Consider the following 23,783-nt stretch of genomic DNA (forward strand, 5'->3'; position numbering starts at 1 on the left):
CGTCAAGCGCGGCCCATGGGGGGAATGTCCAGAATGCTCGCACGCGAACGCCTTGTTGCGCCCCTCATGTCGCTATCGGCAGCGATGCCGTGGCAGCCCTCATCCGGCATAAAGCGCACCCTTGAGATCGCCGCCGCCGTCGCCACTATGGGTTGTCTCGTCATGGCGGCCGCGTTGCCGAACAATTCCCGCAACACCTCGACGGCGGGCTCGCGAGGCGTTCCTCTATCGACGGCCCTCCAACCCGGACGTGAAACGGATTTCGGCGCCTACCTCGGCGCGCCCTATCACTATCCGAGCGACTTCCATCTCGTGAAGAAGGGCGTCACCGATCTCACGATCAAGAACGTCGATTGGTACACGCTGCCCTTCGAGAACCCGCTCTACTACGGCGTCCGCCTCCAACGCTGGTTCACGGGCCGCTTCGGCTCGATGCTCGATTTCACGCATTCGAAGGTCTACGCCCCGCTCGACCAGGAGTTCAATTTCGAAGGCACCGTTGACGGCAAGCCCGTTCCGCCAAAGGCGAAGCCTCGGGATTACTTCAACAAGCTCGAGTGGACGCACGGTCACAACATGCTGACGCTCAACGGACTGATGCGCCTGCCATCGATCGGAATAATCTCACCCTACCTCGGCGCAGGCGCCGGTCTCGCGTTTCCACATTCCGAGATTTATCCGAAGTCCGACCCGTCGCGGACTTATGAATATCAATATACCGGCCCAGTCGGCCAAGCGCTCTTCGGCCTCGAGTTCCGCCTTCCGACAGGCTCTGTCTTCGTCGAATACAAATTCACGACGTCCGATTATTGGGGCCCGCTGACCGGCCGCGACGGCACATGGTATCCGATCGACATGTGGCGACAGTTCTCGCGCTGGTGGAGTGGCGAAGAACCGCCAAACGGCTGGGCAGGTGCAAAGCTGACGAGCCATCAAGTCATCGGCGGCTTCCTCACGCGCTTCGTCCCGAAAACCGCCGCAGCGAACTGAGCAGTAAGCTTGTCCGCGAACGACTGAAGCTCTGAGGCGAGCCACGTTTCGAAAACGGCGGCTGCCTCCGGTACCTTCGCACCGGCGCGGCTAACGAGATAGTAACCCTGCCGCGACACGACGATATCGAACGGACGCACGAGCCGCTTCGCCAGAAGCGCATCTCCCGCCTGAATCTGATCGGCGAGCGCGAAGCCTTGCCCCGCTTCCGCCGCCGCAAGCGCAAGATCGCCATTGAGAGTTGGCCCGGACGGCACCACGCGGCCTGAAATTCCCGCAGCGGCAAGCCACGCGTTCCAGCACTCCTTCGCCGTCTCCTGAATGAGAAGCGCGCCGTCGAGATCGGCAGGCGCCGCCAAAGGACTGTCCGCCAGGAATTTCGGACTTGAGACGAGCATCAGTTTCGCATCGAGGAGCTTCCGTGCATCGACGCCGGTCCATTCGCCACCACCGAAACGGACGCCGAGATCGAAGTCCTCCTTGGCGAAATCGACGAGCCGGTGGCTCGGGTCGAGAACGATATCGATCTCCGGGTGAAGCTCCGTGAATTTTCCGAGCCGGGGCACCAGCCAAAGGGCCGCAAACGAAACATCCGACGTCACGACCAATCGCTTTCGCCGCCGCGATGGACGCGCGAAGCGGCTCGACGCAGCTGCGATCAGATCGAACCCCTTCGTCAATTCCTGCGCCAGTGATTGCCCGGCTTCCGTCAGTGTTACTCCGCGGCCAGTCCGCTCGAACAGCGGCGTTCGGAATTCGGATTCGAGCGTGCGGATATGACGGCTGATCGCGGCGTGCGTGACGTTGAGCTCCGCTGCCGCGCGCGAAAAACTCGATAGCCGCGCGGCGGCTTCGAACGCTTTCAGAGCATTGAGCGGCGGCAATCGGCGAGCCATGCCTGATGTAACAAAACCTTACAGGCCCTGTAAAGCAATGCCGTTTGTCCGGCGCGGCCGCGCGGCGCACCGTTTCGTCAGCGAACGAAGGACATACGGAGACACGCAATGATGCGCGTTATCGAACACCTGATCGAAACGATAGAAGCGCTGCTTTATTCGCATCGTCGCCCTGTGGATTGTAAACGCAGAGACCTACGCCGATCTTGAGGTCGTGATCGATGTGTCTTTTTCTGGTTCTGTCGCGTGCTTAACCGAACCATTCTTATCGTCGGTTTCGTCAGAATAGAGTTTTTGAGTCAAAACCGCGTAGGCGGATTTGGCGTCGGTGGCACCTTGGGCAACCGGCGCCTGACCGTTCATCGTAAGCGTGCTGACGGCCTGCTCCATCGCATCTAATTTCGCGCCGTCCGGATTAGGCTTCGCGGCTTTGGCCGCAACTGCAGCGTCATAATCCGCCTGCTTCTCCGCGACTTGCCCTTTAAAAATTTTAGCGGCCATATCCGAAGCGGACGGGATCTCCTTAGATTTTGTCTCGACGCCATCATAGCCGGTAAAAGTGGTGCTGAACGAAAACGCCTCCGGCGGAAACATTTCACGATGTGCAATGATCACGTCGACCAAAGCGAAGTGACGCGCTTGGTCAGAGACAATCATCTCGTGCGTTTCTTCCCGAGCCTTCCTCATCTCCTCCTTGACCATGTCGCTGAACTCGGCCTGTAGATCGTGGTCCGAGAAAACCTTCCGCAATCCTTCCGCGACATCGTCCGAGCTAGCCTTGAAGCCCGTGAAGGAAAGGAAGGCCAGAACTTCCCGTTGTTCTTTTGTTGGCGGAATGGGGCCCGATGCAGCTTTTCCGGCTCGCGCCGCGACGGACGTCACGAACGTGGAGTCGTCGCTCTTGCCGTCGCTCGCAGGCCCATTGTCGGACTTACCTCTCAGCAGCTGCAACGCCACCACGCGGCTGCTGTAGTTGTGCACGCTGTCGATTGCGGTCACGGCATGCCCTCACCTTCGAATCGAAATGGCATAGGCCATTTGACGTAGGTGGCGTTAACGCCTTCTTAATCACCGTACTGATTTGAGCAGCCGAGAAACTGAGGCGGCCATCCTGTCGGGCGGGGACGGCGCTTTAGAACCGCTTTAAGAGCCGGCGGCTTCGCCGGAACGCTTGCGCAGCTCTTCGAGGATTTCCCGCGCCCGCTGGGCATCGATCGCATCAGGTGCTTTGAAATGCGGGCCCTGCGCGCGCTGCGCTAGGCCCTCGTCTTTGCATTGGTGAGAAGCTAACTGTCCCTTCTATGCTATGGGTCGATCGGCTTTGTAACGGCCAAACGACCGCTGCTCATCCTTCGTAAAGATCACCACATCATAGGGTTCTGGCTCACCACCCATGCCCGGTGAGCCATCGGGCATTCCGGGAACGGCGAGCCCGATGGCCTGGGGCTTCTCGGTCAGCAGCCGTTGGATAGCATGGAACGGCACGTGGCCCTCAATCACATAACCCGAAAGCTCAGCTGTGTGGCAGGACGAGAGCGCGGCCGGCACGCCAAAACGCGCTTTCACGGCCTTCATTTCAGATGTCTCGGTTACGGTCGTCTCAAACCCATGACTGCGCAAATGCTCAACCCAGGCGTTGCAGCATCTGCAGTTGGGGTCTTTGAAGACCTTGAGGGTGGACGCTGACTGAGCCCAGACGCCAGTCGTCAACGACGAAAGCGCCAATGCGAGACCTCCAAGAACAGCGCGTCGATCGTAGTGATTGGCTTGCTGCATTCTAGGTCCCTCCGAAGACTGAGGCTCGCGCGACGCGAGCGGGTGACATGCTATTGCCTGGTCATTAGCAGGTGTTGGAGAGCCTCTCGTCGATTGCTGCTTTAGTGTCTTTCAGACAAGGTGAAAGACACTAGAACCGCTTCAGCAGCCGGTCGATGTATTCGAGTTCGTCTTGCGGCCTGCGGTTCTCGCCCGAACGCTTGCGCAGCTCTTCGAGAATTTCCCGCGCCCGCTGCGCGTCGATCGCGTCGGGCACCTTGACCGACGTGCCGAGATCCGGGCCCTGCGCGCGCTGCGGCCGGCCCATCGGATCGCGGGGAGAATTGCCGCCACGACCGAGACGCTGCTGCGCGTTCTTCTGCATCTGCTCGGCCATCTGCTGAGCGCTCTGACGCATCTGCTCGAGTGCCTGACCCTGCTGATTGGCTGCCTCGTCGAGATCGCCCTGCTTCAAAGCGTCCTCGGCCTTGCCCATGGACTCCTGCGCATTGGCGAGCTTGTCGGGATCGCCCGCACCCATTTGCTCGAGATCCTTTTGCAGCTTGTCGAGTTCGTTGCGAAGCTGCGCCTGGCGATCCTGAAGACTACCCTTGCCGCGCTTCTGCTGTCCGCCTGACTTGCCTTGCGAACCCTGCTGACCTTCGCCCTGCTGTCCGCCGCCTTCCTGGTCGGCCTGCATATCGCCCTGTCCGCCTTGCTGACGGCCCTGGCCATTCTGCTGACCCTGTTTGCCCTTACCGGACTTCGGTGAACCCTGACCGCTTTGATCTTCCTGCGAGCCGCCCTGCCCTTCCTGGCGGCGCTGCTGACCAAACGTATCGTCCATCAGCTGCTGCTGCTTGCCGGTGAGATCGCTCAGCTCGTTGAGCTTCTTCATCATCTCCTGCGCGCGTTTCTGCTGCGCGCGCGCTTCCGGCGAATTGCTCGCCTGCAGGCGATCCATCAATTCGCGCATTTCAGACAGCATTCGCTCGGCTTCATCGCGCGAACCTTCGCGCGCGCTCTTCTCCAGATCCTTCATCATCTGGTCGAGGTCTTGCTGACCGAGCTCGGAATTCTGATCGTCCTGCTGCTGTTGATCGCCAGAGGGATTTTCCTTCTCGGCGTTCTTCTGCATTTCGTTGAGATAGTCGTTGAGCCGCTTCTTCAGCTCCGCCATCGCATCTTGAATTTCTTTGTCGTCGCCCTTCTCGATAGCGTCCGACAGATGATCTTGCGCGTCCTTGAGCGCGCGCTCGGCTTGCGACAGCGCACCATCCTCGATCTTCAGCGCAATCTGCCAAAGCTCATCGATCGACTCATTCAGCGCCGCGCGCGTCTCCTGCCGGTCGAGACGATGATAAATCGCCCTGAGACCGAGATAGACGCCGTCGTCTTTGATGAAGCCCTGCGGCTCCATGGTCAGCGCGTCGAGCGCGCGAACCACCTTCGGCCGGTTGCGCGAATCTTCTGCAAGGTTGCGCCGCTGCTCGATCAAGGCGCGCGCCAGCGGATTTTTGAAGTGCCGCGACGGCAGCACGATTTCAATCGGCTCACTGCGCCCGACCTGACCGCCGACATCCGTCGCTTCGAGCCAGAGCTGAACGCGCTGCCCCGCCCAGGGGTGCTCTCCGATATCGAGGAGCGCCGACGTATCGACCGTTTTCGCGCCCGGACGTGGAATTTTGAGGCCGAGCACCGGCGGACGCTCGAGCGGCAACCGCGGCCCCGTCAGCGGCGGCGGCTGCGCCCACAACTTCACGCTCTCGACAGGCTTCGGCGGCACCTTGCGCACCTTAACTTCCGCACTCTGCAGACCGTAATCGTCCTCTGCCTTGTAGAAGACACGCATCGATCCGCGCGGCGTACCGGTGATGTCCTTCGTCAGCGCGATCTTCGGCACAGCGTCGGGAACGACGTCGAATGTCCAAGCCCCAAGCTCCCGCGTTCCCGAGAGCGCGCGAATGCGGGCCGATTTGCGGATTTCATACCGCGTTTCCGAAATGCTCGATGTTTCACCGTTCTTCGATTTTTCAGGCGGCACGACGACCGGCGCGGTGGCGCCATCGCTCAAGACTTCGAGCGACAGGCCGGTTGAGCCGAAGCCGGTGCCTCTGAGAGTCAGCAGGCTGCGATCCGGAACCTCGAAGAACGTGGTCCGCTCATGTGTCCCGTCGCCGGCCTGCTGCGAGCCGTCGGCGAGTAGCACGGGAGGAAGTGCCGTATAGGGTGGCGGCGTCACCCAGGCATCGACGCGGGCCGGAGGGCCAGCCTCGCCACTGCCGAAACGGAAAGCAGCGGCCAACCGGTCGCCAAGGCTCCCCGTCACCAGCAGAGCAATTGGAATAAAAAGGACGAGCAGAAGCCCACGCAGCGCCCAGGGATCGAAACGATCGGTTCTGGGCGTGGGACGGCCGACCCGAAGACGCGCGATCGCCCGCGCCAGTCGTTCCCGGTGCGCCTGCCAAATCGCGGACGTGGTGGCGTCCGACGCGCCGGACGTGAGCGTATCTTCGTAGGAGGTCGCGGGCCGGTGCGGAATGTTGGAGCGGCGCTCGATCCGCCGGATGGCGTCATCACGCGTCGGCCACGGAATGCGAACCGCGTAAATGCCAGCCGCGATACCGCCCAAGGCGAACGCTGCCAGCACGATCTTATGGATCAGCGGGTCGAGGTAGGCCCAGAAACCGAGAAACGAAAGCATGGCGAAGACCAGCGCCAGGCCAATCACAAGCCACAGCCGCGGCCAAAGCCGCTCGAAAAACAGCGCAAGCGTACTCAGGCGGACTTTGCGCGCAAACGAACGTGAAATCTCGGGACCGAGATCCCTGTTTTGAGGCTCTACCATGCGCGCCTAAGCTATCACGGGGCCCCCGACCCGCACGTTAACAAAATGCAACATGAAGGGGCCGAATGCCCCGCCTATCGGGCTTTTCTACGGCCAAATCTGCGACGGACTGGCCGCTCCGGCCGTGCAATAGCCCCGCCATCCACCACACACACTCCGTCATGCCGGCGGAGGCCGGCACCCAGACAAGCATCAGCAGAACCGATCACAATGTGCCCGCCACCGGTGCAGCCCGCACCCCGGCGCTCACCCAACCTTGCCTGGATCCCGGCCTTCGCCGGGATGACGGGGGTTGGATGTGAGTTCCGCGGAGAGGCGCGAAAACCAATCAGGCCTTCAGCCACGGCGGCAGATGATCGGCACCGATCAAATCGTCGTAGCTCGGCCGCGGCCGCACGACGGCGTAGCGGTCGCCGTCAACGAGCACTTCCGGGATGAGCAAGCGGCTGTTGTAGGTGGATGACATCACCGCGCCATAAGCTCCCGCCGTCATGACGGCCAGGAGATCGCCAGGCTCGACCGGCGATAACGCCCGGTCTTCCGCGAGAAAATCGCCCGTCTCGCAAACCGGACCAACGATATCCTGCTGGATCGGCGGCATGTCCGAGCGCGCTTCGTTGACCGGCCAAACGTCGTGGTGGGCCTCATAAAGCGTCGGGCGGATCAAGTCGTTCATCGCCGCATCGACGATCGTGAACGTCTTGTCGGTGCCTTCCTTCACGTAGATGACCTGGGTGACGAGAACACCCGCGTTGCCGACGATCATGCGCCCAGGCTCGAGAACGAGTTTGAGACCGAGATCGCCGAGCGTCTCCTTGACGACAGCCGCGTATTCATCAGGCGTCGGCGGAATATCGTTCGCGCCCCGGTAAGGAACGCCAAGACCGCCGCCAATATCGAGATGCTCGAGCGCAATACCGTTGGCCTTCAGATCACGCGCAAGATCGGCGAGCAGCCGAAACGCATCGCGAAACGGCGCGAGATCCGTGATCTGGCTGCCGATGTGCATGTGAATGCCGGAAATCTTGATGCCCGGAAGCTTCGCCGCCTCGGCATAGAGGTCGCGCGCATCCTCGTAGGGCACGCCGAACTTGTTCTCGGCCTTGCCTGTCGAGATTTTCGCATGGGTCTTCGCATCGACGTCCGGGTTGACGCGAATGGCGATGGAGGCGGTCTTCCCGAGTACCGTCGCAACCTCGCTCAGCGCCCGAAGCTCGGGCTCGCTCTCCACGTTGAAGCCGTGGATGCCCTCTTCGAGCGCGTAAGCCATTTCGCCCCGCGTCTTGCCGACGCCCGCGAAAATGATCTTCGATGCCGGCACGCCAGCTGCCCGCGCACGGCGAAGTTCGCCTTCGGACACGACATCCATACCCGCGCCGAGCCGCGCCATCGTCGCGAGCACCGCCTGGTTGGAGTTCGCCTTGACGGCAAAGCAGATGAGCGCGTCCTGGCCCCGGAATGCCCGCGCCAGAACCTCGTAATGGCGGACAAGCGTCGCCGTCGAATAGCAATAGAAGGGCGTTCCAACCTCTGCCGCGATGCGTGCGAGGCTCACGTCCTCGGCATGGAGAATGCCGGACCTATACTGAAAGTGATGCATGGGAGCGCTTCTAGCGGATGAGAAAGACCCGCGTCACCGAAAAATGCCTGAAGAGTTCAGAAACTCGCTCAACGTCCCGGTTATCGCAACAGCGGATCGAGGATGAACGATTCGTGCGGTTTCGGCGGAGCATCCGAATTTTCGCCCGCGGCGTGAGCATCGGGCGATTTCGCATCCCCGGCCGCCTTGGCGGCTGGCGGCGGTTCGACCGGCCCTTTCACGCCGCAGCCCGCAAAACCGGCGCAGGCCGCGCCGATAAGCGCCACCGCGATCCAGGATTTCGTGCTGTGCGGGAGCACGGCCATGCCAAAATCACTCCAAAACCATTCGGCCCGCTCGGAAGGCGGGCACTGCAGGGAAGAGTTCTAGACCTTCCCTCGCGCCTTTTCCAACCGCTTGAGCCATTGACGAGCCATTTTGGCGACGTTCTGTGGCGCGGTTCCCCCATAGCTCGTCCGGCTCTTGACCGAATTTTCCACAGACAGCACCGAGAAGACGGCTTTAGTGATGCGCGGCTCGACGGCCTGCATGTCCGTTAGGCTCAATTGATCGAGATCCACGCCTTTGGCTTCGGCCGCCTTCACAATGGCGCCCGTCACGTGGTGAGCGTCGCGGAACGGCATCTTGAGCTCCCGAACGAGCCAGTCCGCGAGATCGGTCGCCGTTGAATAACCGCGCCCAGCCGCCGCGCGCATGGCCTCCGCGTTGGGCTCCAGATCCGCAATCATGCCCGCCATGGCCGCCATAACGAGACGCAGGCTGGACAGGGCGTCGAACGTCGTCTCCTTGTCTTCCTGCATGTCCTTCGAATACGCGAGCGGCAGGCCCTTCATCACGATGACGAGACCCTGGAACGCCGATGCGATACGGCCGACCTTCGCGCGCGCCAGCTCCGCCGCGTCCGGATTGCGCTTCTGCGGCATGATCGATGAGCCGGTCGTGAACCGGTCGGAAAGCTTCACGAACCCGAATTGCGGCGTCATCCAGATGACGATCTCTTCGGCGAGGCGCGAGAAGTGCACGGCCGCGATCGTCGCCGCCGCAAGGGTTTCGAGCGCGAAGTCACGATCCGAGACACCGTCGAGCGAATTCGCCATCGGCCTGTCGAAGCCCAGCGCCTCCGCTGTCATTTCCCGGTTGATCGGAAACGACGTTCCAGCGAGCGCCGCCGAGCCGAGCGGCGATTCATTGAGACGCTTCCGCGCGTCCGCGAACCGACCCCGGTCGCGCGCGATCATTTCGACGTAGGCGAGCAGATGGTGACCGAAGGTCACGGGCTGCGCAGGTTGCAGATGCGTGAAGCCCGGCATGACCGTGGCGGCATGCGCCTCGGCCTTCTCCGCAAGTGCCTGCTGCACGTTCTCGAGAGACGCGTCGATGCCGTCGATGGCATCGCGCACGAAGAGCCGGAAATCCGTCGCGACCTGATCGTTGCGCGAACGCGCCGTATGCAGCCGCCCCGCCGCAGGACCGATCAGCTCTTTCAGGCGATTTTCGACGTTCATGTGAACGTCTTCGAGCGCGCGCGAGAATTCGAACGTGCCCGCGTCTATCTCCGCCTTGATCTTGTCGAGGCCTTTTGCGATCTCGCGAGCATCGGCTTTGGCTATAATGCCCGCGTCCGCGAGCATCGCAGCATGTGCCTTCGAGCCGCGAATGTCCTGCGGGGCAAGCTGCTTGTCGAAGCCGATGGAGGCATTTATCTCCTGCATGATCTCGGCAGGAGACATTGCGAAACGGCCACCCCACATGGTGTTGGCTGGCTTGTCGGTCACGGGCGGCTCCGTCTTAAATAGAAAAGAACAAGGTTACCAAATGACAGCGAACGGCGCGGGAAGCCCGCAGAAGGCTCTTTGGATTGTGGCGCTGTCGGCGCTGGTCGGGTTCGGCGCCGTATACGTTATCGGAGGCGGGTTGGGCAACGTCGGTCCGCAAAATTCGGAGACCGCCGCCCAGAATGTCTCGACGTCTGAGCCTGGAGGCGCCGGCGGCTCGTCGCTCAAGCTCGGTCAGATGGCGGCATTTGTCGCAAAGAAAACGCCCGAGCCCCTGCCCGACATCACCTTCCAGGACGCCACTGGTAAGGATGTCAAGCTGTCGAGCCTCAAAGGCAAGACCATCCTTCTCAATCTCTGGGCGACCTGGTGTGAGCCCTGCCGCGAGGAGATGCCGGCTCTCGACCACCTGCAGAAAGAACTCGGCAGCGACAAGTTTGAAGTCTTAGCACTGAGCCTCGACCGCAAGGGCTACGACGCGTCGCGCAAGTTCCTCGACGAGCTGAAAGCCGACAACGTCAAGCTCTATACGGACGTAACCGCCAAACAGGGCATGGCGCTGAAGCTTCTCGGGATGCCGACCACAATCCTCATCAACAAGGACGGATTGGAAGTCGGACGGTTGGCTGGATCGGCAAAATGGGATTCGGACGACGCCAAAAAGCTCATCGAGGCGGCGATGAACTGACCACCTCGAATTCGCCGCTTGGGGCCAACTGACGTTCGCTGCCCTTGAAGGCGCAAACTACTTCTTCTTCGTTTTCTGCGTCAGCGCTGAAGCAGCGACGGACTTCGCTTCCTTGCTCGACTTGGGGTCATGCAGGATTTTAGACGCTGCAGAGGCGACCTTCTTGCTCGTCGTTTCCTTTGGGCTGCCGGTCTGCGTGAGTGCCGAAGCCGCGACCGACTTCTCAGCCTTGGTCGCCGTCTTGCTCTTCAACACCTTCGAGGCTGCCGACGACACCTTCTTGCTGGTGACTTCCGATTTCGCCATAGACGTTGCTTCCTGAGTTCCGGAGCCGCGAAAGTGCGGTCCGACGAGCATGCACCATGCACGATTCGAGTACGCCGTGTAATGACGGCCAAGGCCTGTTTTTATCCACTTTCCACGCTTGCCGCTACGGACGGTATGCGGGTACGCCCCTCAGCCAGTGCTCAGAATTGACACCCCGCGCCCGAGAGGCGACAAGGCGCGTCTCAAACACTATTCCCGCACAGCATCGGAGACGCTTTCCCCATGGCCCACGACGACCTGAAACAGACAATCGAAGCGGCATGGGAAACCCGCGACGGCATTTCGTTCGACACCAAAGGCGCCGTCCGCGATGCCGTCGAAACAGCCCTCGACCTTCTCGATAAGGGCGAAGCGCGCGTCGCCGAGAAGACGGACGGCACCTGGGTCGTCAATCAGTGGCTGAAAAAGGCAGTCCTTTTGTCGTTCCGCCTCAACGACATGGAAACGATCCCCGGCGGTCCGGCAGGCAGCTTCTACTGGGATAAGGTGCCTCCGAAGTTCGCCGGCTGGACGGAAGCAGACTTCCGCAAGGGCGGCTTCCGGGTGCTTCCTGGCGCCATCGTCCGCCGCTCCGCCTACATCGCGCCCGGCGCCGTTCTGCTCCCCTCGTTCGTGAACCTCGGCGCCTACGTCGGCAGCGGCACGATGGTCGACACCTGGGCGACGGTCGGAAGTTGCGCCCAGATCGGGAAAAACTGCCACATTTCAGGCGGTGCCGGCATCGGCGGCGTGCTCGAGCCCCTTCAGGCCGGACCGGTCGTCATCGAGGATAACTGCTTCATCGGCGCCCGCGCCGAAGTGGCCGAAGGCGTCCAGGTCGGCGAAGGGTCCGTCCTTTCGATGGGCGTCTACCTCGGAGCCTCGACGACGATCATCGATCGCGCGACGGGTGAAAAAATGTTCGGCAAGGTGCCTCCCTATTCCGTCATCGTATCGGGTACGATGCCGGGCAAGCCTCTCCCGAACGGGGAACCGGGTCCAAACCTCTATTGCGCCGTGATCGTCAAGCGCGTCGACGAAAAGACCCGGAGCAAGACAAGCATCAACGAGCTTCTCAGGGACTAAGTGGAAGCTCAGGGATTGAGTGGAAGCAGGTGAAAACGGCGTCGAAATTCCGAACGCTTGATCCGGCGCTCATCACGGCGAGCCTCGATCAACTTGCTCGGCGTATCGATGAGCGTTTTCCGGGTGCGGGCCTTGCCAACGTCTGCCGCGACCTGCTCGCACTCGCCAAGGAGACGGCAACCGCGGCGCAGGAAATCAACCGGCCACACTTCTTCCTGCGCTTCGTCATCTGGCTCGCGATCACGGCAGGCGTTGCCCTGCTGATCGTGGTCGCGCAGCTCATTTTAGGCGGTACTAAGGCTAACGACGATCTCTTCGGCACGCTGCAGGGCATCGATTCCGGCTTCAACATAGTCGTGCTCATGGGCGCGACGCTGTTCTTCGTCTCATCGCTCGAAGCGCGCTGGAAACAGCGGAAGGCCCTCTTCGCACTCCACGAGTTCCGCTCCATCATCCACGTCATCGATATGCATCAGCTGACGAAAGACCCGAGCATGCTGGCGGCCGTGCACACCTCGAGCTCACCCGACCGCAGCCTGTCGCCGTTCGAACTCGTACGTTATCTCGACTATTGCTCTGAGATGCTGTCGCTCACTGCCAAGCTTGCAGCGCTCTACGCCGAGAAGCTCAGCGATCCGGTCGTGGTCGACACGGTCGGCGACCTTGAGCGGCTGACCTCGGATCTTTCAGGTAAGATCTGGCAGAAGATCACGATCGTGCAGAGCCTCGAAGGCCGCGACATTCCGTTGCCTTCCGCCGGTCAGCTAATTGGAAGTCAAACTGTGTAATGACCCTCATCCCGACAGATCCCGTTGCCCTCTCTCAAGCGCTCATCCGCTGCGAAAGCGTAACGCCCCACGAAGCAGGCGCACTGACGCTCCTGCAGAACGTGCTCGAGCCGGCAGGCTTCACCTGTCACCGCCTCGTCTTCTCCGAGCCCGGCACGCCCGATGTCGATAATCTTTACGCGCGCCTCGGCTCGGGCCGGCCGCATCTCTCCTTCGCCGGACATACCGATGTCGTGCCGGTCGGCAACGAAGCGGCCTGGACCGTGCACCCGTTCGCCGGCGAAGTCCGCGACGGTATTCTCTACGGACGCGGCGCAGTCGACATGAAGGGCTGCATTGGCGCCTTCCTCGCCGCGACCATGAAGTATCTCCATCACCACAATGGCCTGCCGCGCGGCTCGTTGTCGTTCATTATTACGGGCGACGAAGAGGGCCCCTCGATCAACGGCACGATGAAAATCCTCGATTGGCTGAAGGCGCGCGATGAAGTCATCGATGCCTGCCTCGTCGGCGAACCATCGAACCCCAACGCGCTCGGCGATGAAATCCGCATCGGACGCCGCGGCTCGCTCAACGTCGATCTGACCGTTCACGGCAAGCAGGGACATTCCGCCTATCCGCAAATCGCCGATAATCCGGTCCCGAAACTCGCCCGCATCATCGACCGCCTCTCGACGACGAAGCTCGACGACGGAACGGAAAATTTCCAGCCGTCGAACCTTCAGGTGACGGTGATCTCCGTTCCGAACACGGCGACGAACGTCATCCCGGGACGCGCCATCGCCAAGCTCAACATCCGCTATAACGACGGCTGGACGCGTCCGACGATCGAAGAGTGGGTGCGGAAAACAACCGCGAGCGCCGCCGCGGAAGTCGACGCGAAATACGATCTCGCATTCTCCGGCACCGGCGACGTGTTCCTGACGAAACCGGGTCCGCTCGTCTCGACGCTCAAGGACGCCGTCAAATCCGTCACCGGTCGCACGCCTGCGCTGACGACGGGCGGTGGCACATCGGATGCGCGCTTCATCAAGGACATCTGTCCGGTCGTCGAATTCGGCCTCGTCAACCAGACGATCCATCAGGTCGACGAGCACACGAGCGTCGCCGACCTCGAAACGCTGACCGAAATCTACGGCCGCTTCATCACGAACTTCTTCCGCAACGGTTGAGGACTCGTCATCCTCGACCGAGCGCGCCATCGGCGCGTCGAAGGTCGGGGATCCAGCGTCAGACTCGCCAAAGGCACAAAATGTGGAGTCTTCGACGACTCTCACGCTGGATCCCCAATCACGCTCGCTAGAACGCTCACACGATTGAGGATGACGGCGCGTTCCGCGCGGGCACTTCGTTTCGGGCGGCCGGCGCGCGGAACGCGTGTCGCCCGAAACAAACAAAAAAGTGCCGCCCGAAACGAAGGCCCGCGCTGGCGGCCGGCTCCGCGAAGCGGAGTCGCCAGCGCCAAACAAAAAAGGCCGCCAAATCTGGCGGCCTTTTCGAATTACCCCGCTAAAGAGCGATCCTTAGACCGACTCTTTCAGCTCCTTCGCGGCGCGGAAAGCGATCTTCTTCGAAGCCTTGATCTTGATGGCTTCGCCCGTTGCCGGGTTGCGGCCCATGCGAGCCGGACGCTTGCGAACCTGCAGAACGCCGAGACCTCCGATGCGGATGCGGGCGCCCTTCTTGAGATGCTTGGAAATCTGAGCGACGAGATCTTCGAGCAGCGCGACCGACTGCTTCTTCGGAATCTCGTGAGCCTCCGCGAGCGTCGCGGCAATATGCTTCAACGTAACGGTTTCGATCTTCGCTGCAGCCTTGGCCGGAGCCTTGGCTGAAGTCTTTGGCGCAGCTGCCTTTGCCATTGTCGTCCCTCTTATGCGAATCGGTTTGGTATCGAACACTACATCATCGTTGAAACCCAAAAACATGCGATTTTTGGGCCTTTTTCGAATGAAGCCGGCGAAAAGAGCAGCATTTGTGGCCCGAAAGCAAGCGTCACGTATGGGTTGCACGCAAAAAAAGCCGCCAAAACCGTAGTTTTCCGTGCGCTTTAGCGGAACGCGGCGAATGAACCGAGGGAAAGAAATCGGAAGTTTGCGAAGGGAACCTCTTCGCAAACGATACTATTTGAAATGCTTCGAAAGCTTCAGGCCCTGGCCCTGATAGTTTGATTTCAGCCCCTGGCCGTAGAGCGTTTCCGGCGTCTCCGTCATCCGCTCGTAGACGAGCCGGCCGATGATTTGCCCGTCTTCCAGAATGAACGGCACCTTGTGCGAGCGCACTTCGAGGACGACGCGCGAGCCTTTGCCGCCAGCTGCCGCGTGCCCAAAGCCCGGATCCATGAAGCCCGCATAATGCACGCGGAATTCGCCGACGAGCGGATTGAACGGCACCATCTCGGCCGCGTGCGTCGGCGGCACATGCACCGCTTCCTTCGAAGCCAGAATGTAGAACTGATCGGGATCAAGGATGAGCCGATGCTTGTCCTTGACGTAGATCGGGTCCCAGTAATCCTCGACCGGATAGGCTCCGACCTTATCGACATCGACGACGCCGGTGTGACGCCGCGCGCGAAACCCGACGAGCCCGGTCTCATTACCCGCAAGATCGACCGTCAGGGCAATGCCGCCGGAAATGTCGGCATTTTCCGCCGAAACCAGACGTTCGCGCAGTTGCAGTTCGCGCAGCGCCGCATCGCTATCGGCGGCCGGACCGTTGCGAAAACGAATCTGCGACAGCCGTGAGCCTTTTCTGACGACGATCGGAAACGTCTGCGGACAGATCTCGGCGTAAAGCGGCCCGGTGTAGCCGCGCGGAATTTGATCGAACGCGCCAACGCCATCGGCGATAACGCGCGTGAACACGTCGAGCCGGCCCGTCGAGCTTTTCGGGTTCGCGGATGCTTCAACGTCGCTCGGCAGCGCGAGGGCTTCAAGCAGCGGCACGATGTAGACGCAGCCCGTTTCGAGCACAGCGCCTTGGCTGAGGCTGATCGTATGAAGCGCAAGATCATCGAGCTTCGTCTGCACGCGCCCGCCCGGCCTCGGAAGAAAACTCGCGCGCACCCGGTAGGCGACGGCGCCAAGTCTGAGATCGAGACTCGCTGGCTGCACCTGCCCCTCGATGACAGGCTCCGCAATCTCAATCTCACCATCGGCAATCATGCCCGCAATCGCTTGCGACGGCAGAATGCCGACCGTTCGCTCGCGCCGCTTCGACGCCGGATGAGTTTTCTCAGTTTTAGTCATGGCGCCGGTCTACCCCCTAGGGCTTCGTCTAAAGTAGGCCTAATGCTTCGCCAAGCGCGACAATGTCCATAATAGCGGTTATTCCGTGCGGATCGATGCCGCCCCTTGACGCCGCGGGGTGCGAGCGGTAATCCCGCTGAACTCTCGTGGTCCTTTGGCCGGCCGGCTTGCAGCCACGTTAAACAAGTCGCTAAAGAGGCCGTGTGCGCTCCCGGTTTCCCGCGCCCGGTCTTTCGTCAGCCGGCGTCTGCGGACCGGGATTTTTTATTGCGCGAAAGGCCGTTCCGATGGCGAATGACGAACAGTTCCCGTCCAATAACCCCGCATGGCGTCCCGCAACGGCGCTTGTCCATGGCGGCATCACCCGGTCAGAATGGGGCGAGACGTCCGAAGCCCTCCATCTGACTCAAGGCTTCGTCTACAAAAGCGCCGAGCAGGCAGAAGCCCGATTCAAGCAGGAAGACCCGGGCTATCAGTACACGCGCTTCGGAAACCCGACGATCTCGATGTTCGAAGATCGCCTGAAGATTTTCGAAGGCGCCGAGGAATGCCGCGCCACAGCGACGGGCATGGCCGCCGTAACGGCTTCGATGCTGTCATATATGAAGACCGGCGATCACGTGGTCGCAGCGCGCGCGCTGTTCGGCTCCTGCCGCTACATCGTCGAGACGCTCTGTCCGCGCTTCGGCATCGAAGCGACGCTTGTCGACGGCAAAGATCTCGACGCCTGGCGCGCCGCCATTCGCCCGAATACCAAGATGTTCTTCTTCGAGACGCCATCCAATCCGACGCTCGAACTCGTCGATATCGCAGCCGTCAGCAAGATCGCGCGCGACAACGGCATTCTGACCATCGTCGACAACGTGTTCGCCACGCCGATGCTGCAGCGGCCGTTGGCGCTCGGCGCCGATATCGTCGTCTATTCGGCGACGAAGCATATCGACGGACAGGGCCGCTGCCTCGGTGGCGCCGTCCTCGGCAAGAGCGAGTTCATCACCAAATACGTCCAGGAATGGCTCCGCCAGACGGGTCCGTCCATCAGCCCGTTCAATGCGTGGGTGATGTTGAAGGGCCTCGAGACGCTTCCTATCCGCGTGAAGGCGCAGTGCGAAACGTCCGCCAAGATCGCCGACTTGCTGGCTGGCCTCAAAGGCGTGACGCGCGTCCTCTATCCGGGCCGGGCGGATCATCCCCAGGCGGCGCTTGCGGCAAAGCAGATGCCGGGCGGGGGACAGATGGTGGCGTTCGAGGTCGAAGGCGGTAAACAGGGTGCCTTCCGCTGCCTTAACGCGCTGCGTTTGATCCGCATCTCGAACAACCTCGGCGACGCCAAGAGCTTGGTCACCCACCCGGCGACGACGACCCACTTCAAGCTGACGCCCGCGCAGCGCTCGGAACTCGGTATTAGTGATGGTATGATCCGTCTATCGATCGGGCTTGAAGCGGCGGAAGATTTGGCAGACGATCTCACCAATGCGGTGAAGAGGGTCACGGGGTGACAGGGACAATATGAGTAAAAGTACGCCGACTTCGACAGCCAGAAAGGCCGCTGCAGCGGCCTTCCAACCCTATGAAGCAACGACGCGTGGGATCCGCATTCGCGTCGAGCCGCGGTACATGGAAGATCAATCGTCTCCGGAAGACAGCCATTTCGTGTGGTCTTACGCCGTCGAGATCAGCAATGACGGTGCCGAAACCGTCCAACTGAAATCGCGCATGTGGCGGATCACGGATGCGCTCGGCCGCACAGAAGAAGTTCGCGGCGCGGGCGTCGTCGGCCAGACGCCGGTCATCGAACCGGGCAAGTCGTTCCACTACACGTCGGGCTGTCCGCTGAAGACGCCGCAGGGTATCATGGTCGGCAGCTATCAGATGTCGGATGAGGCCGGTAAGCTTTTCGACGTAGCCATTCCCGCCTTCTCGCTCGATAGCCCCTATACCCGGCGCAGCATGAATTGACAGCGGCGACAGCCGATGAGCGAAGTCCGAGGCCCAACCTACACGCCTGTTGAATTGCTCGCGCGCCTCGTGGCCTTCGACACCACGAGCCACAAGAACAATCTTGGCCTGATCGCCTTCGTCGAAGATTATCTTCGCGAGCACGGCGTACCGTCGCATCGGATCGTCAGCGACGACGGTCAGAAATCCTCGCTCTACGCAACGATCGGCTCGGCCGACGAAGGCGGGATTGCCCTCTCCGGCCACACCGACGTCGTACCCGTCGATGGACAGGACTGGACGAGCGACCCATTCACGCTGAGAGCGGAAAATGGCCGCCTGTACGGCCGCGGCTCAGCCGACATGAAAGGCTTCATCGCCGCTTCGCTCGCCGCCGTCCCTGACTTCAAAACGCGCAAGTTGAAGAAGCCGATCCATCTCGCCTTCTCCTATGACGAAGAAGTCGGGTGCATTGGCGTTCGCCCGATGATCGCCGAACTCGGCAAAGCGCTCCCGAAACCGCGCATGGTAATTGTCGGCGAGCCGACGAGCATGCAGGTCGTCGATGCGCACAAAGGGCCGGTTCGCTGGAATGTCGAGGTCAAGGGTCGGGCGGCCCATTCGAGCATGGCCCATCTCGGCGTCAACGCCGTCACCTACGCGACGCGCCTCATCGGCGAGCTCAACCGTATCGAAGCCGAGCTCAAGCAGCGGGTCATAGACATTCGCTTCGAGCCACCCTATTCGACGCTGCAGGTAACGAAGATCGAGGGTGGAACGGCGACGAACATCGTGCCCGTCCATTGCAGCTTCGTTTTCGACATCCGCGCTTTGCCCGGATTGCATCCCGACGAAATCGAAGACCGGTTGCGCCGCTTTGCGGAGACGCATTGTCTCGCTGAAATGCGCGCCATCGCACCTGAAACCGGCATCGATATCGTGCGCGTCAACGCCGTACCGCCCTTTGGCGCCGAGCCATCGTCCGAAGTCGTAGCGCTCGCCTTGAAGTTGACCGGGCAGAATGAAACCTACGGCGTCTCCTACGGCACCGAAGCCTCTCTCTTTCAGAATGCGGGCGCACCCTCCGTCGTCTGCGGACCCGGCGACATCGCGCAAGCGCACACCGCCGACGAATGGATCGCCGAGAGCGAGATCGCGAAATGCATGAGGTTCTTGCACCGCCTGGGGGATTGGGCCGAGACCTGAGAAAAAGCCCCTCGGCCAACGAATGAGCCGTCAAAACTTCATTGCGCCGCAATAAGTTAGCTGGAAATCGCCCTCAGTGTGACCGGACTGCGACACGCCGTGCGACAATCTTGCCGACCCACACTTTTTTCGCGAAGCGCCGTGCTTCCAACGCACTGTTGAGGGTACCAATCACCTGAGCCGCCGAGCTTTCGCAATCTTCAGAGACGTATCAATGACCAAACGCCTTCAACTGCTCAACGTCTCCGCCTGCGCGATCTCCGCTGCGCTCACCGTGGCCGGATGCTCGACCGCCTCCATGCCGACCATCGGCTCCATCAGTCCCTTTGGAGGGAACTCGATTTCTGAAATCGACCGCGCTTATCTGCAGGCCGCAGGAAGCTGGGATCTCAACCACGACAACGTCGTGACGTGCAACGAGTGGAAATCTTACGCGGAAGACCTCTTCAACAGTGCCGACACCGACCACGACGATTCCCTCGACGCGTCCGAGTGGAACAATCTGACCAAGATCGACAAGTTGTTCGTGACTGCAGATTTGAAATATTTCGACCAGAACGGCGACGGCAAAGTCACGCGACAGGAATTCGTCGACAAGCCGAACCCCGCGTTCGTGCTGATGGACAAGGCCGGCACGTGCAAGCTCGATGGATCTCAGATCGCGAGCGCACGCTCGAAGACCGAATACGACACGTCCGGCGCGAAACCGCAAAACAGCGACCCGCGTGAGCAGGGTGGCGACGTCGGTAAAGCCGCAAACGGCGGCCTCAGCAAATAACCATCGTCCTCGGGACAAGCCCGAGGATGACATTTGTGGCTGAAGCGCTGCGCTCGATCCCAACCACCGTCATCCCGGCGAAGGCCGGGATCCAGGCAACGTACTGCGCATTCGCGCTTGCGGGTCACGCGGAGCTAACCGCGCCTGACGTTTTGTTGAAGCTTGTCTGGGTGCCGGCCTCCGCCGGCATGACGGAGTGTGTGCAAGCATGCGGGCAATCCGCCGCCTTCCCGGGCGAAGCGCAAGCCTGACCTTTGAAAACGTCATCCTCGGCTTTATGCTGAGGATCCATGTTTCAACTTGCGCTGCTGCTTGATGGAAATGCGAGGTTAGGATCCTGACCCCGGCACGCGAAGCTCAGCCGCCGGCCGCTCGCAATTCATCGAGCGAGAAGACATATCGCGCGGTGCAGAACTCGCACGTGACGACGATCTTTCCGTTTTCGTCGAGCATGTCGGAAAGTTCGTTTGCACCGAATGCCAGCAGCACGTTCTCGACTTTCTCCCGGCTGCACCGGCAGAAAGATGACAGCGGAATGACCCGCTCGATGGCAACGGCCTCTTCATGGAAGAGCCGGAGCAACAGCCGCTCGACGGTCAGACCCGGATCGAGCAGTTCGAGATCTTCGACGGTCGCGGCGAGCATCTCCACACGCTTCCAGTCGTCGTCCTGGTCGACACCGCCTTCGTCGAGCGACGCCCCGAGGCTTTGCACCATCAAGCCGCCCGCGCGCCGGTGCCAGCGCGTGTCCGACTGCGGCGCCTGCTTCGGCGCAACGTAGTGCTCAGCAACGGCGGTCCGTATGAACGTCGGCAGACTTTCACGCTGCTGGAAGTAAGCGGCAGCCGTCGCCGAGAGCGGCGCATTCTCGAAAGCCAACACGCCTTGATAGCGCTCTTGGCCCGGACCTGAATCGAGCGTGATCGCGAGATGACCGTTGCCCAGCGCCGCCGCAGTCTCCTGCCGCGTCCCGCTTTGAGCGATCTCCGCGACCTTCTCCGCATCATAGCGCGCATAGCCTCTGAGGCGGCCGCTTGCGGTGTAGTCGGCAACGAGAATGGAAACCGGACCGTCCGATCGCGTCAGCAGATTGAGATTGCCGCCTTGCGGCAGCGCTGACCCGCACAACGCCGCCAACGCCAGCGCTTCCGAAAGTGCGCGGCCTGGAAGATCGGGCATCGCATGCGGAGCGACGATCTGATCGAGCGTCGCGCCGAGCCGCACCAGCCGGCCGCGAATATTCGAGTTCTGCGTGCGGAACGCGACGACGACATCGTCGATCGGTATCGCGGGCGATTTTGGCGGAGTGTCAACCGGCATGGGCGAGACAATCCCTCAGGCGCCGAAGCACCATGCAAGAATGGCTTTCTGAGCATGCAGCCGGTTTTCGGCTTCGTCAAAAATAACGGACTGCGGACCCTCGAGAACGTCCTCAGTGACCTCATGCCCCCGGTAGGCGGGCAGGCAGTGCATGAAGATCGCGTTCTTGGCCGCTTTGCTCATGAGCTTCGCATCGACCGCGTAGGGCGCGAGCATCTTCTTCCGCCGCGCCGCATCCGACTGTCCCATCGAAACCCACGTATCCGTGACGACGCAATCGACGCCTTCGACCGCGCGCACCGGATCCGTCCCGATCTCGACATCGCCGTTCTCGCGACGAACCCACGCGAGCGCTTCCTCTTCGGGGAAAAGCTCTTTCGGGCATGCGAGCTTCAGCTTGAAACCGAAACGGACGGCTGCATGCATCCAGGAAACCGCGACGTTGTTGCCGTCACCTACCCAAGCGACCGACTTGCCCTCGATCGGGCCGAGATGCTCCTCGAACGTCTGGACGTCGGCCATTACCTGACAGGGATGGCTCTTCTCCGTCAAACCGTTGATGACGGGGATCGTCGCATGCTGAGCAAGCTCTGCGAGCGTCGCATGCGCGTTGGCGCGGATCATGATGCCATCGGCATAGCGCGAGAGAACGCGCGCGGTATCGGCAACGGATTCACCGCGGCCGAGCTGCAGATCGTTATTGTTGAGCGTCAGCGCACCGCCGCCAAGCTGACGCATCGCGATATCGAACGAAACGCGCGTCCGGGTCGACGGCTTCTCGAAAATGAGAACGAGGACCCGGTCCTCGATATCCTTCGGCCGCAAATTGGCGGGGACGCGTTTGCCTGCCACTTTCATCGCATGCGCCGCATCGATGATCCCGCGCAGCGTCTTGCTGTCGAGATCGGAGATATCGAGAAAATGCCGGACGGTCCGGACAGGTTGTTTCGTGGTCATAACTTGCGGAGCTTTCTCCAGCTCTTTCGAATAGCCGGTCATCGGGACGTCTCGCGAGCGACACGCGAGAGTGCGCGCGATAGGGCTCTCACCCCTTCGCTAATCTCTTCCTCGGTCGCGATGAGGGGTGGAAGAACGCGGACGCTATTATCGCCGGCCCCAACGATGAGAAGCTTCTCCTCATTGGCGGCCTTGACCACCTGCGGTGGCGTGACGTGGGGCTTCAGCTTCAGTCCCGTCAACAGACCCGCGCCACGGACTTCTTCGACGAGCCCCGCGTGCTGATCCTTGAGACTCTCAAGACCCTGCTTGAGGCGAAGTGTTTTCATCTGCACGGCTTCGAGGAAACCGGGCTCCGCGATGACATCGAGAACCGTCGAGGCGACAGCCATCGCCAGCGGATTGCCGCCGAACGTTGAACCATGCGTACCCGGCGTCATGCCTTTGGAGGCTTCCGCAGTCGCCAGCACGGCGCCGACCGGAAATCCGCCCCCGAAGCCTTTCGCAATCGCCATGACGTCCGGCGTGATGCCAGCCCATTCGTGCGCGAACAGTTTGCCCGTCCGCCCGATGCCCGTCTGAACCTCGTCGAGCACGAGCAGCAGACCGTGCTTGTCGCAAAGCTCGCGAACGGCCCTGAGGAATTCCGGAGCAACGGCCCGGACGCCGCCCTCGCCCTGAATGGGCTCCAGCATGATCGCCGCCGTCTCCGGCCTGATCGCAGCTTCAAGTGCATCGAAATCGCCGAGATCGACGTGATCGAAGCCCTCGGCGGTCGGCCCAAAGCCTTCGAGATATTTGTCGTTCCCCGCGGCCGCGAGCGTCGCCAGCGTGCGCCCGTGGAAGGCGCCGCGAAATGCGATGATGCGCTGGCGATTGGGTTCGCCCGATACATAATGATAGCGGCGCGCGACCTTGATCGCGCCCTCGCAGGCTTCCGCGCCCGAATTACAGAAGAAGACCCGTTCAGCAAACGTCAGGCGCGTCAGCTTATCAGCGACGGTCTCCTGACCCTCGACACGGTAGAGGTTCGAGGTGTGCCACAGCTTTTCGGCCTGTGTCTTCAGCGCCGCGACGAGTTGCGGATGCGCATGGCCGAGCGAATTGACGGCGACGCCGGATCCGAAATCGAGATAGCGCTCGCCGCTCTCGGCGATGAGGCAGCAGCCCTCACCGCGCACGAATACGATGTCCTGACGGGCATATGTGCCCATCACAGCCGTTGACGGTCCGCCGTTTTCGGAAGCGCTACGGGAAGCTTTCCCCAGCGCAGCAGGGGAAGAAGACATGGTGCGTGGATAACCCTGAGCAGAAAATCAAAAAGCCGCCCAATTCCGGCGGCTCAATCACAACCCCTGATAACGCCCTCGCGCAATCCTGTCAATAAATGCTCGGTTCGGGCCCTAGACTTCACGGGCTGAATTGCCAACGCCACCCCCTTATGGTTGAATTAGGGGCAAGAGCGCACCGAAATCTGACATATCCCCTGGCGCGAATCGTCTGTGGCGCAGTCGCCACTTCTCCCTGTCAATACCCTGAAGCTTGCAGCTCTGGCTTGTAGACGGGATTCAGCATGTTGTAACTTATGCTTGTCAGGCCACGAC

Annotated in this window: 23 protein-coding genes, 1 pseudogene and 1 riboswitch; of the genes and pseudogenes, 10 read left to right on the plus strand and 14 right to left on the minus strand. The window is 61.3% G+C overall.

The window, feature by feature from the left end; all coding sequences use genetic code 11:
* Nucleotides 1-33: 33 nt before the first annotated feature.
* The gene (locus G359_RS19220; RefSeq protein WP_045838256.1) at nt 34-990 is read left to right on the plus strand and encodes a hypothetical protein; all 957 of its coding nucleotides are present in this window, start codon (nt 34-36) and stop codon (nt 988-990) included.
* Here the strand turns inward: G359_RS19220 and gcvA are convergent.
* The 8 genes and pseudogenes from gcvA to argH all read right to left on the minus strand — a co-directional run bounded on the left by gcvA (nt 933) and on the right by argH (nt 9,864).
* Nucleotides 933-1,886, minus strand: coding sequence for a transcriptional regulator GcvA (gene gcvA / locus G359_RS19225; protein ID WP_045837425.1), 954 nt, complete (start codon nt 1,884-1,886; stop codon nt 933-935). The two genes, G359_RS19220 and gcvA, sit on opposite strands and share 58 nt — an antisense overlap.
* A gap of 195 nt (nt 1,887-2,081) precedes the next feature.
* On the minus strand, nt 2,082-2,588 hold the full coding sequence (locus G359_RS20845) for a hypothetical protein (protein ID WP_156150849.1): 507 nt from the start codon (nt 2,586-2,588) through the stop codon (nt 2,082-2,084).
* A 441-nt stretch (nt 2,589-3,029) separates the two neighbouring features.
* Nucleotides 3,030-3,119: pseudogene (locus G359_RS21205) on the minus strand (DUF4175 family protein); the annotation flags it as partial.
* 66 nt (nt 3,120-3,185) lie between these two features.
* Complete coding sequence (locus tag G359_RS19235; protein ID WP_045837427.1) at nt 3,186-3,662, minus strand: DUF411 domain-containing protein; 477 nt, start codon at nt 3,660-3,662, stop codon at nt 3,186-3,188.
* Nucleotides 3,663-3,792: 130 nt separating this feature from the next.
* Entirely contained in the window at nt 3,793-6,489 is a 2,697-nt protein-coding gene (locus G359_RS19240) for a TIGR02302 family protein (RefSeq protein ID WP_045837428.1), read from the minus strand.
* Between the two features lie 328 nt (nt 6,490-6,817).
* Nucleotides 6,818-8,089 carry a diaminopimelate decarboxylase gene (gene lysA, locus G359_RS19245; RefSeq protein ID WP_045837429.1) on the minus strand — a complete coding sequence of 424 codons (1,272 nt, stop codon included), beginning with the start codon at nt 8,087-8,089 and terminating at the stop codon, nt 6,818-6,820.
* A gap of 80 nt (nt 8,090-8,169) precedes the next feature.
* Entirely contained in the window at nt 8,170-8,394 is a 225-nt protein-coding gene (locus G359_RS19250; protein ID WP_045837430.1) for an LPS translocon maturation chaperone LptM, read from the minus strand.
* A gap of 60 nt (nt 8,395-8,454) precedes the next feature.
* Nucleotides 8,455-9,864, minus strand: coding sequence for an argininosuccinate lyase (gene argH, locus G359_RS19255; RefSeq protein ID WP_045837431.1), 1,410 nt, complete (start codon nt 9,862-9,864; stop codon nt 8,455-8,457).
* A gap of 40 nt (nt 9,865-9,904) precedes the next feature.
* Here argH and G359_RS19260 point away from each other — a divergent pair, with 40 nt between their 5' ends.
* Nucleotides 9,905-10,552, plus strand: a complete 648-nt coding sequence (locus G359_RS19260; protein ID WP_045837432.1) for a TlpA family protein disulfide reductase — start codon at nt 9,905-9,907, stop codon at nt 10,550-10,552.
* 57 nt (nt 10,553-10,609) lie between these two features.
* On the opposite strand, the gene G359_RS19265 is transcribed toward G359_RS19260, so the two are convergent.
* Entirely contained in the window at nt 10,610-10,858 is a 249-nt protein-coding gene (locus G359_RS19265; protein ID WP_045838257.1) for a hypothetical protein, read from the minus strand.
* 243 nt (nt 10,859-11,101) lie between these two features.
* Between G359_RS19265 and dapD the strand changes: the two genes are divergently transcribed.
* From dapD to dapE, 3 genes are read left to right on the plus strand one after another with little or no spacing between them, the layout of a single operon-like run.
* A complete protein-coding gene (gene dapD / locus G359_RS19270; RefSeq protein ID WP_045837433.1) occupies nt 11,102-11,944 on the plus strand; it encodes a 2,3,4,5-tetrahydropyridine-2,6-dicarboxylate N-succinyltransferase in 843 nt (280 codons plus the stop codon).
* Between the two features lie 29 nt (nt 11,945-11,973).
* The gene (locus tag G359_RS19275) at nt 11,974-12,732 is read left to right on the plus strand and encodes a hypothetical protein (protein WP_045837434.1); all 759 of its coding nucleotides are present in this window, start codon (nt 11,974-11,976) and stop codon (nt 12,730-12,732) included.
* Entirely contained in the window at nt 12,732-13,904 is a 1,173-nt protein-coding gene (dapE, locus tag G359_RS19280) for a succinyl-diaminopimelate desuccinylase (protein WP_045837435.1), read from the plus strand. The genes G359_RS19275 and dapE overlap by 1 nt, the downstream gene beginning before the upstream one ends.
* Before the next feature lie 351 nt (nt 13,905-14,255).
* Here the strand turns inward: dapE and G359_RS19285 are convergent, their stop codons facing one another.
* Both G359_RS19285 and G359_RS19290 read right to left on the minus strand, forming a co-directional pair.
* On the minus strand, nt 14,256-14,594 hold the full coding sequence (locus tag G359_RS19285; protein WP_045838258.1) for an HU family DNA-binding protein: 339 nt from the start codon (nt 14,592-14,594) through the stop codon (nt 14,256-14,258).
* 261 nt (nt 14,595-14,855) lie between these two features.
* Nucleotides 14,856-15,980: a 2'-deoxycytidine 5'-triphosphate deaminase gene (locus G359_RS19290; RefSeq protein WP_045837436.1), complete on the minus strand. Its 1,125-nt coding sequence runs from the start codon at nt 15,978-15,980 to the stop codon at nt 14,856-14,858.
* Nucleotides 15,981-16,116: 136 nt separating this feature from the next.
* Nucleotides 16,117-16,195: riboswitch (SAM riboswitch) on the plus strand.
* Between the two features lie 72 nt (nt 16,196-16,267).
* Here G359_RS19290 and metZ point away from each other — a divergent pair.
* The 5 genes from metZ to G359_RS19315 all read left to right on the plus strand — a co-directional run bounded on the left by metZ (nt 16,268) and on the right by G359_RS19315 (nt 20,153).
* Nucleotides 16,268-17,479, plus strand: a complete 1,212-nt coding sequence (gene metZ, locus G359_RS19295) for an O-succinylhomoserine sulfhydrylase (protein WP_045837437.1) — start codon at nt 16,268-16,270, stop codon at nt 17,477-17,479.
* Nucleotides 17,480-17,489: 10 nt separating this feature from the next.
* A complete protein-coding gene (gene apaG, locus G359_RS19300; RefSeq protein ID WP_082073025.1) occupies nt 17,490-17,939 on the plus strand; it encodes a Co2+/Mg2+ efflux protein ApaG in 450 nt (149 codons plus the stop codon).
* 15 nt (nt 17,940-17,954) lie between these two features.
* Nucleotides 17,955-19,124, plus strand: a complete 1,170-nt coding sequence (argE, locus tag G359_RS19305) for an acetylornithine deacetylase (protein ID WP_045837438.1) — start codon at nt 17,955-17,957, stop codon at nt 19,122-19,124.
* Between the two features lie 214 nt (nt 19,125-19,338).
* Entirely contained in the window at nt 19,339-19,902 is a 564-nt protein-coding gene (locus G359_RS19310; RefSeq protein ID WP_045837439.1) for an EF-hand domain-containing protein, read from the plus strand.
* Nucleotides 19,903-19,928: 26 nt separating this feature from the next.
* The gene (locus G359_RS19315; RefSeq protein WP_045837440.1) at nt 19,929-20,153 is read left to right on the plus strand and encodes a hypothetical protein; all 225 of its coding nucleotides are present in this window, start codon (nt 19,929-19,931) and stop codon (nt 20,151-20,153) included.
* Between the two features lie 106 nt (nt 20,154-20,259).
* On the opposite strand, the gene G359_RS19320 is transcribed toward G359_RS19315, so the two are convergent.
* The 3 genes from G359_RS19320 to G359_RS19330 are packed head-to-tail and all read right to left on the minus strand — an operon-like array spanning nt 20,260 to nt 23,393.
* Complete coding sequence (locus tag G359_RS19320) at nt 20,260-21,222, minus strand: Hsp33 family molecular chaperone HslO (protein ID WP_045837441.1); 963 nt, start codon at nt 21,220-21,222, stop codon at nt 20,260-20,262.
* Between the two features lie 15 nt (nt 21,223-21,237).
* Entirely contained in the window at nt 21,238-22,221 is a 984-nt protein-coding gene (argF, locus tag G359_RS19325) for an ornithine carbamoyltransferase (RefSeq protein ID WP_082073026.1), read from the minus strand.
* On the minus strand, nt 22,218-23,393 hold the full coding sequence (locus G359_RS19330) for an aspartate aminotransferase family protein (protein WP_045837442.1): 1,176 nt from the start codon (nt 23,391-23,393) through the stop codon (nt 22,218-22,220). Before G359_RS19330 ends, argF begins: the two co-directional genes overlap by 4 nt.
* Between the last annotated feature and the right edge of the window lie 390 nt (nt 23,394-23,783).

It is taken from the genome of Hyphomicrobium sp. 99 (genome assembly GCF_000384335.2).
Lineage (GTDB): Bacteria > Pseudomonadota > Alphaproteobacteria > Rhizobiales > Hyphomicrobiaceae > Hyphomicrobium_B.

Coding starts and splice junctions, on each gene's coding strand:
- G359_RS19220 (WP_045838256.1), top strand. CDS start 34: ATGCTCGCACGCGAACGCCTTGTTGCGCCCCTCATGTCGCTATCGGCA.
- gcvA (WP_045837425.1), bottom strand. CDS start 1,886: ATGGCTCGCCGATTGCCGCCGCTCAATGCTCTGAAAGCGTTCGAAGCC.
- G359_RS20845 (WP_156150849.1), bottom strand. CDS start 2,588: ATGGTCAAGGAGGAGATGAGGAAGGCTCGGGAAGAAACGCACGAGATG.
- G359_RS19235 (WP_045837427.1), bottom strand. CDS start 3,662: ATGCAGCAAGCCAATCACTACGATCGACGCGCTGTTCTTGGAGGTCTC.
- G359_RS19240 (WP_045837428.1), bottom strand. CDS start 6,489: ATGGTAGAGCCTCAAAACAGGGATCTCGGTCCCGAGATTTCACGTTCG.
- lysA (WP_045837429.1), bottom strand. CDS start 8,089: ATGCATCACTTTCAGTATAGGTCCGGCATTCTCCATGCCGAGGACGTG.
- G359_RS19250 (WP_045837430.1), bottom strand. CDS start 8,394: ATGGCCGTGCTCCCGCACAGCACGAAATCCTGGATCGCGGTGGCGCTT.
- G359_RS19260 (WP_045837432.1), top strand. CDS start 9,905: ATGACAGCGAACGGCGCGGGAAGCCCGCAGAAGGCTCTTTGGATTGTG.
- G359_RS19265 (WP_045838257.1), bottom strand. CDS start 10,858: ATGGCGAAATCGGAAGTCACCAGCAAGAAGGTGTCGTCGGCAGCCTCG.
- dapD (WP_045837433.1), top strand. CDS start 11,102: ATGGCCCACGACGACCTGAAACAGACAATCGAAGCGGCATGGGAAACC.
- dapE (WP_045837435.1), top strand. CDS start 12,732: ATGACCCTCATCCCGACAGATCCCGTTGCCCTCTCTCAAGCGCTCATC.
- G359_RS19285 (WP_045838258.1), bottom strand. CDS start 14,594: ATGGCAAAGGCAGCTGCGCCAAAGACTTCAGCCAAGGCTCCGGCCAAG.
- G359_RS19290 (WP_045837436.1), bottom strand. CDS start 15,980: ATGACTAAAACTGAGAAAACTCATCCGGCGTCGAAGCGGCGCGAGCGA.
- metZ (WP_045837437.1), top strand. CDS start 16,268: ATGGCGAATGACGAACAGTTCCCGTCCAATAACCCCGCATGGCGTCCC.
- apaG (WP_082073025.1), top strand. CDS start 17,490: ATGAGTAAAAGTACGCCGACTTCGACAGCCAGAAAGGCCGCTGCAGCG.
- argE (WP_045837438.1), top strand. CDS start 17,955: ATGAGCGAAGTCCGAGGCCCAACCTACACGCCTGTTGAATTGCTCGCG.
- G359_RS19310 (WP_045837439.1), top strand. CDS start 19,339: ATGACCAAACGCCTTCAACTGCTCAACGTCTCCGCCTGCGCGATCTCC.
- G359_RS19315 (WP_045837440.1), top strand. CDS start 19,929: ATGACATTTGTGGCTGAAGCGCTGCGCTCGATCCCAACCACCGTCATC.
- G359_RS19320 (WP_045837441.1), bottom strand. CDS start 21,222: ATGCCGGTTGACACTCCGCCAAAATCGCCCGCGATACCGATCGACGAT.
- argF (WP_082073026.1), bottom strand. CDS start 22,221: ATGACCGGCTATTCGAAAGAGCTGGAGAAAGCTCCGCAAGTTATGACC.
- G359_RS19330 (WP_045837442.1), bottom strand. CDS start 23,393: ATGGGCACATATGCCCGTCAGGACATCGTATTCGTGCGCGGTGAGGGC.